13 protein-coding genes are annotated in these 12,607 nt (G+C 70.0%); 8 read left to right on the forward strand and 5 right to left on the reverse strand.

The window, feature by feature from the left end:
• Positions 1 to 5 precede the first annotated feature (5 nt).
• A complete protein-coding gene (locus AB0D12_RS32485; RefSeq protein ID WP_362690883.1) occupies positions 6 to 1,232 on the forward strand; it encodes an MFS transporter in 1,227 nt (408 codons plus the stop codon).
• Here the strand turns inward: AB0D12_RS32485 and AB0D12_RS32490 are convergent.
• Positions 1,221 to 2,603 carry a GH1 family beta-glucosidase gene (locus AB0D12_RS32490; RefSeq protein ID WP_362690886.1) on the reverse strand — a complete coding sequence of 461 codons (1,383 nt, stop codon included), beginning with the start codon at positions 2,601 to 2,603 and terminating at the stop codon, positions 1,221 to 1,223. The two genes, AB0D12_RS32485 and AB0D12_RS32490, sit on opposite strands and share 12 nt — an antisense overlap.
• An 89-nt stretch (positions 2,604 to 2,692) precedes the next feature.
• Here AB0D12_RS32490 and treZ point away from each other — a divergent pair, with 89 nt between their 5' ends.
• Both treZ and AB0D12_RS32500 read left to right on the forward strand, forming a co-directional pair.
• Complete coding sequence (treZ, locus tag AB0D12_RS32495) at positions 2,693 to 4,438, forward strand: malto-oligosyltrehalose trehalohydrolase (RefSeq protein ID WP_362690889.1); 1,746 nt, start codon at positions 2,693 to 2,695, stop codon at positions 4,436 to 4,438.
• A 42-nt stretch (positions 4,439 to 4,480) separates the two neighbouring features.
• Positions 4,481 to 5,485 carry an aldo/keto reductase gene (locus AB0D12_RS32500; protein ID WP_362690892.1) on the forward strand — a complete coding sequence of 335 codons (1,005 nt, stop codon included), beginning with the start codon at positions 4,481 to 4,483 and terminating at the stop codon, positions 5,483 to 5,485.
• 57 nt (positions 5,486 to 5,542) lie between these two features.
• Here the strand turns inward: AB0D12_RS32500 and AB0D12_RS32505 are convergent, their stop codons facing one another.
• Genes AB0D12_RS32505 through AB0D12_RS32515 form a run of 3 tightly spaced genes read right to left on the reverse strand, consistent with a single transcriptional unit; the run spans position 5,543 to position 8,364 of the window.
• Positions 5,543 to 6,664: a Xaa-Pro peptidase family protein gene (locus AB0D12_RS32505; RefSeq protein WP_362690895.1), complete on the reverse strand. Its 1,122-nt coding sequence runs from the start codon at positions 6,662 to 6,664 to the stop codon at positions 5,543 to 5,545.
• Between the two features lie 37 nt (positions 6,665 to 6,701).
• A complete protein-coding gene (locus AB0D12_RS32510) occupies positions 6,702 to 7,655 on the reverse strand; it encodes a hypothetical protein (protein ID WP_362691063.1) in 954 nt (317 codons plus the stop codon).
• A 58-nt stretch (positions 7,656 to 7,713) separates the two neighbouring features.
• The gene (locus AB0D12_RS32515; protein ID WP_362691066.1) at positions 7,714 to 8,364 is read right to left on the reverse strand and encodes a nucleoside/nucleotide kinase family protein; all 651 of its coding nucleotides are present in this window, start codon (positions 8,362 to 8,364) and stop codon (positions 7,714 to 7,716) included.
• A 58-nt stretch (positions 8,365 to 8,422) separates the two neighbouring features.
• On the opposite strand from AB0D12_RS32515, the gene AB0D12_RS32520 reads away from it, so the two are divergent.
• Positions 8,423 to 8,812 carry a VOC family protein gene (locus tag AB0D12_RS32520; protein WP_362690898.1) on the forward strand — a complete coding sequence of 130 codons (390 nt, stop codon included), beginning with the start codon at positions 8,423 to 8,425 and terminating at the stop codon, positions 8,810 to 8,812.
• Here AB0D12_RS32520 and AB0D12_RS32525 read toward each other — a convergent pair whose 3' ends face one another.
• Positions 8,813 to 9,256 (reverse strand): ATP-binding protein, encoded by a 444-nt coding sequence (locus AB0D12_RS32525; RefSeq protein WP_362690901.1) that lies wholly within the window; start codon positions 9,254 to 9,256, stop codon positions 8,813 to 8,815.
• 157 nt (positions 9,257 to 9,413) lie between these two features.
• Here AB0D12_RS32525 and AB0D12_RS32530 point away from each other — a divergent pair, with 157 nt between their 5' ends.
• The 4 genes from AB0D12_RS32530 (at position 9,414) to AB0D12_RS32545 (ending at position 12,552) form a co-directional block, all read left to right on the forward strand.
• Positions 9,414 to 10,259 carry a helix-turn-helix transcriptional regulator gene (locus AB0D12_RS32530; protein WP_362690904.1) on the forward strand — a complete coding sequence of 282 codons (846 nt, stop codon included), beginning with the start codon at positions 9,414 to 9,416 and terminating at the stop codon, positions 10,257 to 10,259.
• A complete protein-coding gene (locus AB0D12_RS32535; protein WP_362690907.1) occupies positions 10,256 to 10,507 on the forward strand; it encodes a DUF397 domain-containing protein in 252 nt (83 codons plus the stop codon). The genes AB0D12_RS32530 and AB0D12_RS32535 overlap by 4 nt, the downstream gene beginning before the upstream one ends.
• Positions 10,508 to 10,691: 184 nt before the next feature.
• A complete protein-coding gene (locus AB0D12_RS32540) occupies positions 10,692 to 11,894 on the forward strand; it encodes an SUKH-4 family immunity protein (protein ID WP_362690910.1) in 1,203 nt (400 codons plus the stop codon).
• Between the two features lie 256 nt (positions 11,895 to 12,150).
• The gene (locus AB0D12_RS32545) at positions 12,151 to 12,552 is read left to right on the forward strand and encodes a hypothetical protein (protein WP_362690913.1); all 402 of its coding nucleotides are present in this window, start codon (positions 12,151 to 12,153) and stop codon (positions 12,550 to 12,552) included.
• Positions 12,553 to 12,607 lie beyond the last annotated feature (55 nt).

Below are 12,607 nucleotides of genomic sequence, written 5' to 3' on the forward strand. Positions count from 1 at the left end.
CGCCCATGACGACGGAAGAGCTGCACTCCGAGCCACAGGTCCGAGTCGGCGGCGGCTGGGTTTCCGCTCTCGTACTTGCCAACTTGGGCCTGTACATGGCGTTTTTCACGCCGATCCAGGTGCTGCTCGCCGAGCAGATCGCCGAGCTCGCTCCGTCCGGCAAGGAAGTCGCGCTGGGCTGGGCGACCGGGGTGGGGGCGCTGGTCGCGGTCGTCGCCAATCCGCTCGCGGGTGCGCTGTCGGACCGTACGAGCGGGCGATTCGGCCGCCGTCGCCCGTGGATCCTGGGCGGGGCCGTGCTGGGCGCGGTGGGTCTAGCGGTCACCTCGGCACAGACGACCGTGATCGGGGTGGCGCTCGGCTGGTGTCTGGCGCAGCTCGGGCTGAACGCCATGCTGTCCGGGACCAATGCTGTCGTGCCCGACCAGGTGCCGGTGCGTCAGCGGGCCGCCGTCTCCGGCTTCATCGGGATTCCGCAGACGCTGGGGCTGGTCGTCGGGGCGCTGCTGGTGACCACGGTGGTGACGGGGATCGCGACTGGCTATCTGCTGCTGGCGGCGCTCGTGGTGCTCTGCGCGCTGCCTTTCGTCATGCTGACGCGTGACCCTCAAGTCCCCGTTCATCCAAGGGAGTCGGTGCGACTGAAGGGCTTCTGGGTCAGTCCTCGGGCGTATCCGGACTTCGGCTGGGCCTGGCTCACCCGTTTCCTGGTGATGCTCGGGAACGCGATGGGCACGCTGTATCTGCTGTATTTCCTCAAAGACGCGGTGCATTACGCGGATCCGGAGGAGGGCGTACTGATTCTGACGCTGCTCTACACGGCGGGCGTGGTGGTGACGGCGGTGGCCGGCGGGGTCGTCTCGGACCGGCTGGGTCGGCGCAAGGCGCTGGTCGCGGTCAGTTCGGTGGTGATGGCGGTGGCCTCGCTGCTGCTGACGTTCTGGCACACCTGGCCGGTGGCGATGGGTGCGGCGGCGCTGCTCGGGCTCGGTTTCGGCGTGTACATCGCCGTCGACCAGGCACTGATCACGCAAGTGCTGCCGGAGGCCGGCGACCGGGCGAAGGATCTGGGCGTCATCAATATCGCCAATTCGGCACCGCAGGTCCTCGGTCCGGCTCTGGCCGCGCCGATCGTGGCGTACGCGGGCGGGTACGCCGGGCTGTATCTGACCGCGACGGTGGTCACGGCCCTCGGTGGTGTGCTGGTGTGGAAGATCCGTTCAGTGCCGTGAGTCCGACTTCCGGGCGGCGGTTCTCTGGGCGGCGATGGCGTCCCGGTACCAGGCGTACGAGGCCTTGGGTGTGCGCTCCAGCGTCTCGTAGTCGACATGGACGAGGCCGAAGTGCTGGGACGCGCCCTGGACCCATTCGATGTTGTCGGTGAGCGACCAGGTGAAGTAGCCGCGTACGTCGACTCCCGCGTCGATCGCCTCGTGCAGTGAGCGAAGATGGGCGTCGAGGAAGTCGATACGGCGCTGGTCGTCGAGACCGTCGTACGAGCAGCCGTTCTCGGTGATGAAGAGCGGCGGCAGCCGGTCGCCGAACCGGTCCTTGAGGAGCACGAGCAGCTCGCGCAGCCCGTCGGGGACGACCGGCCAGCCGAAGTCGGTGCGCTGGTCGCTTTCGATGTCCCGCAGCCCGAAGGGGAGTTCGGCGGGCATGCCGACGCCGGCGAAGTCGCCGAGGGCGTCCTTGGCGGGCGCGCCGACGAGCATCGGGTGGTAGTAGTTCACGCCGTACCAGTCGAGCGGCTCGGAGATGACGGCGAGGTCTTCGGCGACCGGGCCCGGCATCAGGGCGGCGAAGTTCTCGTCGGGATAGCTGCCGGTGAGGATCGGGTCGGCGAACATCCAGTTGGTGATCGTGTCGTACAGCTCCGCGCCGAACCGGTCCTCCTCGCTTGTCCCTGCGGTCCGTACGGGCGAGTGGGAGACGGCGAGTCCGATGTTCACGGCGCCCGCCGCGCGCAGCGCCCGGACGGCGAGGCCGTGGGCGAGCAGCTGGTGGTGGGCAGCGGGCAGCGCGTCGAAGAGGAGCTGCTTGCCGGGCGCGTGCTCGCCCAGTGCGTAGCCGAGCAGGGTGACCTCGGCCGGTTCGTTGATGGTGATCCACATCGGGACGCGGTCGGCCAGCCGCTCGGCGACGACGGAGGCGTACTCGGCGAAGCGGAACGCCGTGTCCCGGTTCAGCCAGCCGCCCGCCTCGTCCAGCGGGAGCGGGGTGTCCCAGTGATAGAGGGTGGGCGCGGGCGTGATGCCGTGGGCACACAGTTCGTCGACGAGACGGTCGTAGAAGTCGAGTCCTGCGGCGTTGACCGGTCCGCTGCCGCCCGGGACGACGCGCGGCCAGCTGACCGAGAAGCGGAAGGCGTCCGCGCCGAGGCCGGCGAGCAGGGCGACGTCCTCGCGATAGCGCGCGTGGAAGCCGGTGCCGCGCGAGGCGTCGGCGCCGTCCTTGATCCGGCCCTGGGCGGCGAAGGCGTCCCAACCCGAGGGCCCCTTGCCGTCGGCGTCGGCGGCCCCTTCGGTCTGGAAGGCGGAGGCGGACGCGCCCCAGAGGAAGCCGGGCGGGAACGCGGGCAGCGGCGGCATTGGCGTCGACATGGTTCGTGACCTTAATGGCCCCAAGGTCACCGCTTCCAGACCCCGTCCTTGCCAGGATGGAGGTCGCATCGACGACGAGGGGACCGCGAGTGCTGTTCGAGGTGTGGGCGCCGCAGGCCGAGGACCGGGTCACACTGTGGCTGGAAGGCGAGGAGCGCCCGATGGAGCGCGCCGAAGGGCGTGCGGGCTGGTGGAGCGCCGAGGCCGAGGCGGGCGAAGGCGCCCGCTACGGCTTCGCGCTGGACGGCGGGCCCGTGCTGCCCGATCCGCGCTCGCGCCGACAGCCGGACGGCCCGGACGGCATGAGTGCGGTGGTGGACCAGAGCGCCTACGCCTGGCGCAACGACTGGGCGGGGCGTGGGCTCGGCGGCGCGGTCCTGTACGAGCTGCACATCGGTACGTACACCCGCGAGGGCACGCTGGACGCCGCGGCCGAACGGCTCGGCGAACTGGCCGAGTTGGGGATCACCCATATCGAGCTGATGCCGCTGTGCCCCTTTCCCGGCGTGCACGGCTGGGGCTACGAGGGTGTGTCGCTGTGGGCGGTGCACGAGCCGTACGGCGGGCCCGAGGCGCTCAAGCGCTTTGTCGACACAGCACACGGCCGTGGTCTCGGAGTGGTGCTCGACGTGGTCCACAACCACCTCGGCCCGTCCGGAAACCACCTGCCCGCCTTCGGCCCGTACTTCACCGACACCCACCACACCCCCTGGGGCTCGGCGGTCAATCTCGACGCCCCGGGCTCCGACGAGGTCCGCGCGTATCTGCTGGGCAGCGCGCTGGCCTGGCTGCGCGACTTCCATTTCGACGGGCTGCGTCTCGACGCGGTGCACGCCCTCGCCGACACGCGTGCGCTGACCTTCCTCGAGGAGCTCTCCGCCGCCGTCGACGCCCTCTCGCATGAGCTCGGCCGTCCGCTCTTCCTGGTCGCCGAGTCGGATCTGTGCGACCCGCGGACGACGACGCCGCGCGAGGCGGGCGGTCTGGGTCTGCACGCCCAGTGGAACGACGACTTCCACCACGCCCTGCACACCGCGCTGACCGGTGAGTCCCAGGGCTACTACGCCGACTTCGCCGTCACTCCGCTGGCGGCGGTCGGCAGGACCCTCACCCACGGCTTCTTCCACGACGGTACGTACTCGAGCTTCCGCGGCCGTACGCACGGCCGCTCCGTCGATGTGACGACAACCGCCGCACACCGCTTCCTCGGCTACGCCCAGACGCACGACCAGATCGGCAACCGGGCACTGGGCGACCGGCTCTCGGCCACCCTCTCCCCCGGGCTGCTGGCGTGCGCGGCCGCACTGGTGCTGACCGGGCCGTTCACACCGATGCTGTTCATGGGTGAGGAGTGGGGCGCCCGCACACCCTGGCAGTTCTTCACCGACCACACCGACCCGGAGCTGGCCGAGGCCGTACGCAACGGCAGACGACGGGAGTTCGCGGCACACGGCTGGGCGGAGGAGGACATCCCCGACCCGCAGGCGCCGTCCACCAGGGAGCGCTCCTGCCTGGACCGGTCCGAGCGGGAGCGGGAGCCGCACGCACGGCTGCTGGCCTGGCACCGCGAGCTGATCGCGCTGCGCCGTACGCAGTCGGATCTGACGGATCCGGACCTGGCGGCGGTGAAGGTGGCGTACGACGAGGAGGCTCGGTGGCTGGCGTACCGGCGCGGCGATCTGCGAATCGCGGTCAACCTCGCCAAGGATCCTGCCGCGATTCCGCTGGGCGGCGGCGGCCGGGTGCTGGCGGCCTGGGATCCGGTCCAACCTCCCGGCGCAGACGGTCTGTTGCACCTTCCGCCCGAGTCCGGTGTCGTGCTGGCCGATGCGTGACGTCTTGCCATCGAGCCCGCTCCAGCTTCTAGTGTCGCCGCCATGAAGCAACTCAATCTCGGCAGGACGGGTCTGCGCGTCAGCGAGCTGTGCCTGGGCACGATGAGCTTCGCGGACGACGCGAGCGGCCATCGGATCCTCGACGCCTTCACCGAGGCGGGCGGCACCTTCATCGACACCGCCGATCTGTACGACCACGGAGGTTCGGAGGAGATCCTCGGCCGCTGGCTCAAGGGGCGCAGGCGCGACAACCTCGTCGTCGCGACCAAGGTGTGGGGGCGGATGGGCGAAGCGCCCAACGACGGCGGGCTGAGCCGCAAGCACATCGTCGCGGCCGTGGAGGCGAGCCTGCGCCGGCTGGGCACGGACTACATCGACCTCTACCAGACCCATATCTGGGACTCCACCACGCCGCTGGAGGAGACCCTCGCGACCCTCGACACGCTGGTGAAGGCAGGAAAGGTTCGCTATCTGGGCGCGAGCAATGTGACGCCGTCGCAGTTGCAGCGCTCACTCGACCTGGCGCACCACCGCGGCTGGGAGCCGTACGTCAGCCTCCAGCCGCTCTACAACCTGCTCAGCCGAGAGCTGGAGTGGGAGCTGGCGCCGCTGTGCCTCGAGCAAGGGGTGGCGGTCATTCCATGGAGCCCGCTGGCGGGCGGCTGGCTGACCGGCAAGTACCGGCGCGGCATGGACTCGGTGCCGGCCGCATCGCGCGAGGCCCGGTTCCAGGAGCGGTCGGGCAAGGAGGGCTGGCGGGAGCGGGACACCGAGGAGACCTGGCGGGTGGTCGACGCGGTGCGCGAAGTGGCGGAGGAGACGGGCCGTACTGCGTCGCAGGTGGCGCTGCGGTGGCTGCTGGAGCGTCCGGCGGTGACGGCGCCGATCATCGGCCCGCGTACGGCCGAGCAGCTGGCGGACAATCTGGGGGTGCTGGGCTGGGAGTTGACGGCGGAACAGTCGACGAAGCTGGACACGGCGAGCGCGCGGCCGTTGCCGTATCCGTACGAGATGCTGTCGCGACTGAGCCACCACGATCCGCGGTAGCGGAAATCAAGCCCCGCCGGCGATCGAGGCGCGGGGGCCGGGGCGGAGCAGCCCCGGCTACTCCACGATGGCCATCTCGCGCGGGGTGTTGTTGAAGCGTCGGCCGCCGTCCTCGGTGACCGTGACGATGTCCTCGATACGGACGCCGAAGCGGCCGGGGAGATAAATCCCGGGCTCGACGGAGAAGCACATGCCGGGGACCAGCGGCTGCTCCTCGCCCTCGATCATGTACGGCGGCTCGTGGGTGGTGACGCCGATCCCGTGGCCGGTGCGGTGGATGAACAGGTCGCCGTACCCGGCCTCCTCGATGATTTCGCGGGCGGCCCGGTCGATCTCCTGGCAGGCGACCCCCGGCCGTACCTCCTCGAAGCCGGCCTGCTGGGCCTCCCGTACGACGTCGTGAACGTGCTGCTCGGCGGGGGTCGGCTCGCCTACATGGACGGTACGGCTGGTGTCGGAGCCGTAGCCGTGCTTGAGGCCCCCGAAGTCGAGGACGACCATGTCGCCGTGGAGGATGGTGCGATCGCCCGCCTCGTGATGCGGATTGGCGCCGTTCGGTCCTGAGCCGACGACGGTGAAGTCGACCTGCGAGTGCCCGAACTGCTTGAGCAGCGCGGCGAGATCGGCCGCGACCTCGGTCTCCCCGCGCCCGGCGAAGCGCACCTTGAGGATTTCCTGGTACGTCTCGTCGGCGGCGGCTCCTGCCGCCTCGAGCCGGGCCAGTTCGTGCGCGTCCTTCACAGCACGCAGCATGGGCAGCGCCTCGGTCAGCGATACGTACGAGGCGCCGGGGAGCTGCTTCTGCAGTCCGAGGAGATGCATCGCCCAGGTGTTGTCGCTGACGCCGAAGCGGCCGCCGACGTCCAGCAACGGGGCGGTGGCGGCGTACGGGTCCTGGCCGTCGGTCCAGTCGCGCACGGTGAGCGCGGCCGCGCCCGGGGCCTGCTCGGCGTCCGGCGCCTCCAGGGTCGGAACGACGAGGACCGGTTCCTGGCCGGCGGCGAGGACGAGCACGGTGAGCCGCTCGGTGATTCCGGGCCGGTAGCCGGTCAGATGGACGAGGTCGGGGCCGGGCGCGACGAGCACCCCCGCGAGCCCCGCGTCGGCGGCGGCGTCCGCGGCGCGGGCCATCCGGGCCCGGTAGTCGTCTGCGGTGAAGGGTGCGGGCGTGGTGGGCATGGGGCCATACTGCCCGCGGGTCGTGAGGCGCGCGAGCTCATTCCTGGTCCATGGCCACCAGCCGCTCCAGCAGCTCCTGGAATTCGTCACCGACCACGATGCGCAGGCTCTCACCGTCCTCGGCACGGTCGCTGAGCTGGGTGAGGGTGCCGTCGCGCCACCAGTAGACGTACGGGCTGATGGCGCCGGGCGTGTCGGCGTAGCCGGCGGCCGCGAACGAGGCCATGGCGTTGAGGGCCGAAATCATGCCGGTGTCGCGGATGGCATGGAAGGCGAGCTGGTGCCGGAAGGGGATCGCCACCAGGGCCCCGTCGGCGGTGAGCTGCTCGCCGGTGACCTGTCGTACGACGCTGTCCAGCGCCAGGACGCGGCTCGCGGTGTAGAAGGAGTCGCCGAGAACCACCTCGAAGCGCATGCCCTCGGAGTCCTTGACCGTCTCGTGGCCCTCGACGGGCAGTCCCCTGAGGTTGTAGAGCGCCTGCTCGCGCAGGTACTGCAGGTCGCCGAGCGGCTCCAGGGCCTCGTCGGTGAGCATCATGACGCTCTCCGGGAGGTCGAGCGCGAGGATCTCGAACAGGCCGGGCGCGACGGTACGCGCGTAGCCGAAGTTCTGCGCATTGAGCCCGTCGGCGCCGACGACGCGCGGGTAGAGCTGGGCACGGATCTGCTCGGTCGGCAGGGTGTCCAGCGCGGAGGGCGCGTCCATGGTGCGCAGCACCATCCCGACGTGCTGCCGGACCAGTTCGGGCCAGGATCGCGGCCCGCGGTCGTCGTTGTGGCAGACGGCGGCGAGATTGCTCAGCCCGAACTGGCGGCCGCCGCTGTCGGACACCACGTCCGCGTACAGGGTCACTTCCAGGCCCTGCTCTGCGAAGGCTTCCCGGACCTGGGCGCGGAAGCGTGCGCCCTCGTTTTCCGAGAAGTAGGAGAACTCGGGGTCCCGGGGTGCATCGTGTCCGTCGCGCTTCGGCCCTCGCCGGAACAGCCCCACGTCGACCGCCTTCCGCATCGCGTACCAGGACCTCGAGCGTACCGAGCGTCCGAGCGGGCTACAGGGCCTGTGTGACCACGAAGTCGGCACGGTTGCGGCCGCGCGCGACCAGCCGGGCGTTGCGCTCGTCGGAGTCCTGGACCCAGCGCTCGGCGTACGCGCGCTGCTTGCCGAACCGCACATGCCGGTCGACGAGGCGGCGTACGCGTACGGCGTCGTCGATCTCCAGGTACCAGACCTCGTCGAGGAGGGGCCGGACCTGCGCCCAGGGGCCTTCGTCGTGCAGGAGGTAGTTGCCCTCGGTGACGACGAGGGGGATGCCGGGGTCGACCGGAATGCTGCCGGCGACGGATTCCTCCAGGGCGCGGTCGAAGGCGGGTGCGTAGACCGTGTCGCCGGGTGCGGGGACGCGCAGCCGGGCGAGCAGGGCCGCGTACCCGGCGGCGTCGAAGGTGTCGGGTGCGCCTTTGCGGCCTGCGCGGCCCAGGCGTACGAGCTCGGCCTGGGCGAGGTGGAAGCCGTCCATGGGGACGAGGACGGCGAGCCCGTCGAGGGCGTCGACGAGATGGGCGGCGAGGGTCGTTTTCCCGGCGCCGGGGGCTCCTGCGATGCCCAGGATGAGCCGGCGGCCGGGGACGGCGAGCTCGCGGGCGCGGTACAGGAGGTGCGGTGGGTACTGCGGTCGTGGCGGGGGCGGCGGCGCATGCATGGTGCGCATTGTTCCATCGCATTGATGCAGGGACAGTCATACGTATAACGTGGTTCGTATGTCATACATCGCCCTGGTCACCCTCGTCGTCCGTGACTACGACGAGGCCATCGCCTTCTACACCGACGCCCTCGGCTTCGAACTGGTCGAGGACACCGACCGCGGGGACGGCAGCCGCTGGGTGGTGGTCCGCCCGCGCGGTACGGGCCATGGCTCGGCGCTCCTGCTCGCCCGCGCCAAGGACGATGTCCAGCGCGCGAGTGTGGGCGCGCAGACGGGTGGGCGGGTCGGTTTCTTCCTGCACACCGAGGACTTCGCGGGCGACCACGCCCGGATGACGGCGGCGGGCGTCCGCTTCCTGGAGGAGCCGCGACACGAGACGTACGGCTCGGTCGCGGTCTTCGAGGACCTGTACGGCAACCGCTGGGACCTGCTGCAGCCCAAGTAGTCAGCCGGGGAGATCGAGCTCCGCGCGAACGGTCTTCCCGAGCCCTCCGCGCCCCAGGACCTCCCACCGGCAGGCGAGCGCCTCAACGAGGACGAGACCGCGGCCGGATTCGGCCAGGGGTGGCGGCGGCGGTACGTCTCCCGGGTGGGGCGGCCGCTGCTCGGTACGGGTGTCGGAGACCTCGATACGGAGTATGTCCGGGCCCAGGGTGAGCGTCAGCTCGAAGTCCCGGCCGGGCACGCGACCGTGGGTCACCGCGTTCGCGGCGAGTTCCGCGACGAGCACGGCAGCGGTGTCGGAGGGCTCGGAGTCGTACGGGATGCCCCAGGCGTGCAGCTGGTGGAGGGCGAGGTGGCGGGCGAGCCGGGCACCGCGCCGGGTGGCGCTGAAGCGCTGGGTGAACACACGTACGGAAAGGGGCTGTTGGGGGGTGGGTGCGTGCATGCGACCACGGTGGCGGCCGGGAGACGCGTTCCCCCAGATCAGGAACCCGTACGCCGAGTCAGCGTACGGGTACCCACAGTGGACAGTACGGGTAACTGACCGTGACCATGGGTGAGTTGCGGGGTTGCTCAGCGCAGGCACGTGGGAGGTGGCCGTAGTGACGGAGACGGCGGGCGCACCGGGCGGTTCGGGCGGGGAGCCGGAGGTCTCGGACAGCCTGAAGGCGTTCGGGGAGGTGGTCAAGGCCTTCCGGAGGCGGGCGAGGCTGACACAGGAGGAGTTCGCGCCGAGGGTGCGGTACTCGCTCCCGACCGTGGCGTCGATCGAGCAGGGCCGCCGCTTCCCGCCGGCGGATTTCGTCGACCGGGCGGAGGAGGTGCTGGACGCGTTCGGCACGCTCAAAGGCGCGGCACGGCATCTGTCGCGGCGGCCGGGGCTGGCGAGCTGGTTCCGGCAGTGGGCGAGTCTGGAGGCGGAGGCGGTCAGTCTCTACACATACGAATGCCGTTTGATTCCGGGCCTGTTGCAGACGGAGGCGTACGCGCGGACGCTGTTCACGAACCAGCTGCCGCCGCTGGGCGACGAGCAGATCGAGGCACAGTTGGCCGCACGACTGGAGCGGCAGCGGTTACTTCGGGAGCGGCCGAACACGGCATACAGCTTCATCCTCGAAGAGCACCTGTTCCTGCGGCGGACGGGCGGGCGGCAGGTCACGCTGGATCTGATCGAGCACGTCCTCGGTCTCGCCGAACTCCGCAACATCGAGATCCAGATCATGCCGCTGGTGCAGGAGAACCATGCGGGGCTCGGCGGGCCGATGCAGCTGGTGGAACCCCCGGACAATCGCTGGCTCGGTTACTCCGAGGGACAGAAGAGCGGCCAGTTCATCTCCGACCCGAAAGTGGTCAGTGAGCTCCAGATGCGGTATGCCAGGATGCGGTCACAGGCTCGTACTCTGAAAGACTCCGTGAGCCTGTTGCGGCAGATGCGAGGAGCGGCATGACCACCACCCAACTGGCCTGGTTCAAGAGCAGCTACAGCAGCGGCGATGGCGATTCCTGCGTCGAGGTCGCCCTGTCCTGGCACAAGTCCAGCTACAGCGGCGGCTCCGGCGACGACTGCGTCGAGATCGCCACCTGCCCCACCACCGTCCACGTCCGCGACTCCAAGGACACCGAGGGTCCCCAACTCGCCCTCGCCCCCGCCTCCTGGACAAGCTTCGTCACCTACGCCGCCGAAGCCCGGGGCTGACGCGGCTCAGACGTGCGCCGTGCCGTCGGCCGCCATGGCCTCGGCGATACGGCGGACACGTGCCGCGCAGCTGCATCACCCCCGCCGGCCTGGCGATCTCGCACACCGCCGAGCGGTGATTGTCAGAGGTCGCTCCTATCGTTGTTGTCGTCGGTAGATCACCGCAGAGAACCACGGGGGAATCATGACTGCGACCGTCACCGTGCCCACGCACGCGCTCCATCCGTCGATCACGCACGAGGCGACGCGGCACCGTCTGACCGGGGCCGGGCTGCCCGCCACGCACAGCCTGATGCGGTTCGCGCCGCTGGCCGAGTCACGGGTGGTGACTGTGCGGCAGTATCTCGTCGACAAGAAGGCAGACCCTGCGAACCTCGACGCGGACATCGCGGATCTACTCGTCCTCGGACACCTCATTGTCGAGAACGGCGACGCGGAGGAGGTCGTACTCGACGGGGGTACGGGGCGTTTGTTCAGCATGTGGCTGTACGAGAAGTCCCCGCACAACGCTGAGCTGTTCCCACTCGCCCCGTCGCTCGACGCCCTGGCGCGTTTCCTTGAGGCTGTCGACGAATTCGCCGCCCTGCGCGGCCGGTTCGCCGGACTGGCCGAGCGGACCGGCGCCGACGTAGTGGCGGAGGCGTCGGCCCTGCTGATGTCGGCCTTCACCGACGAGGACTGGGGCCACGACGGGTGGAGCAGCGCGGGCGCCCCGGCCGAGTGGGATCACGCGATCCCCGCGTTCTGGCGCATAGCCGCGCTGATACGGCCGATGGGCCTGGTCGCCGGACCGGGGCAGGGCCTGCGTCTGGACCTGCCCGACGGGCTGCTGGACGAGGAGTTCGGGGCCGGCGGGGTCGTCCGTATCGAACCGTGGGCCCTGCCTGCCGCCCTGGAGCACGAGCCGACGCGACGGTTCCTGACGGAGGTCGGGCTCCCGAAGGAGGAGCTCCTCTTCGGCCTGTGGCGCGACGAGTACCTGCTGCTTACTCTCGCGGAGGCCGATGCGCGTGCGGACGGCGACGCCTCCCGTGAGACACCGGCCGACGGGGACAGGCTGATCAGCCTCGGCAGCCTGGTCCACGACTTCGAGGTCGTGATCGACGGCCGTACGGGCCTCCTCTCGTACCACGAGTACGGCGCAGGCACGACGACACCCGTCAACGCGGACATCTCCACGCTGGCGTTCACGGTGTGGATGTACAACCGTCAGCAGAACACGGAGAAGAAGCAGGACTTCACGCAGGACTTCTACCACCAGCTCGCCGACACCATGGTCGCCGTGCTCGCCTCGGTCGACCCCGTCGCCTGCCTCCCCGCGAAGGACGCCGACGACTACCGCTACTGGCCGGAGGTGTTCCACGACGAGGCGGGCGGCGTGCTCTGACGTCCGGTGACGGCAGCCTGTACGCGATGGTGTTCCTTCGGCGAACTCGGCGCGTCATTGGCCGGAAGCAATGGGTCGCCGAAACCCCGGTCACGCAGCGGTACACGCAGTAGCTGCTGATGTAGGGACTCTGCAGCCCAGCGGCTTTCGGCCAACGTTTCCGCAGATGCCTCAGCGAGGGCGCAGGTCACCTACATTTGCTCATCTGCCTGCGCAGGAAGCCACGGAAGGCGCGGGAAGTTCGGGGGAGCACATCATGGATCCGGTGACAGCCATTGCGGCCGCAGGTGTCGCGCTGGTCGCCAAGGGGGCCTTGGAGTCGGTCGGTCAGGAGGCAGGGCGATCGGGCTGGGGCAGTGCCGGGCGCCTCGTCGATCGGATCCGCGCCCGGTTCCGCGGGGACGCGGAGGCGGAGGGTGTCATGGACCGGGTAGCGCAGTCCCCGGACGACGAGACCGCCCACCAGGACCTCGAGCGGCTGCTCGCCGCCCACATGCTGCGTGACCGTGATTTCGAAACAGAGATGCGGCGGCTGATCGACGAGGCAGTCACGGCCCAGAGCGGCCGCGGCGGAGCCCAGGTCAACGCCGCGTTGATCAAGAATGCTCAGGTCTTCAACGAGAAGGTCGAGGTGCAGGGGGACTGGAACGTGTCGTGAGGACACTCCGCCCCTCTGTCCTCGCGCCGTGAAGGTCGTAGTGCCGACGGCGCCT

The sequence above is a fragment of the Streptomyces sp. NPDC048479 genome, assembly GCF_040651435.1.
Taxonomy (GTDB): Bacteria; Actinomycetota; Actinomycetes; order Streptomycetales; family Streptomycetaceae; genus Streptomyces.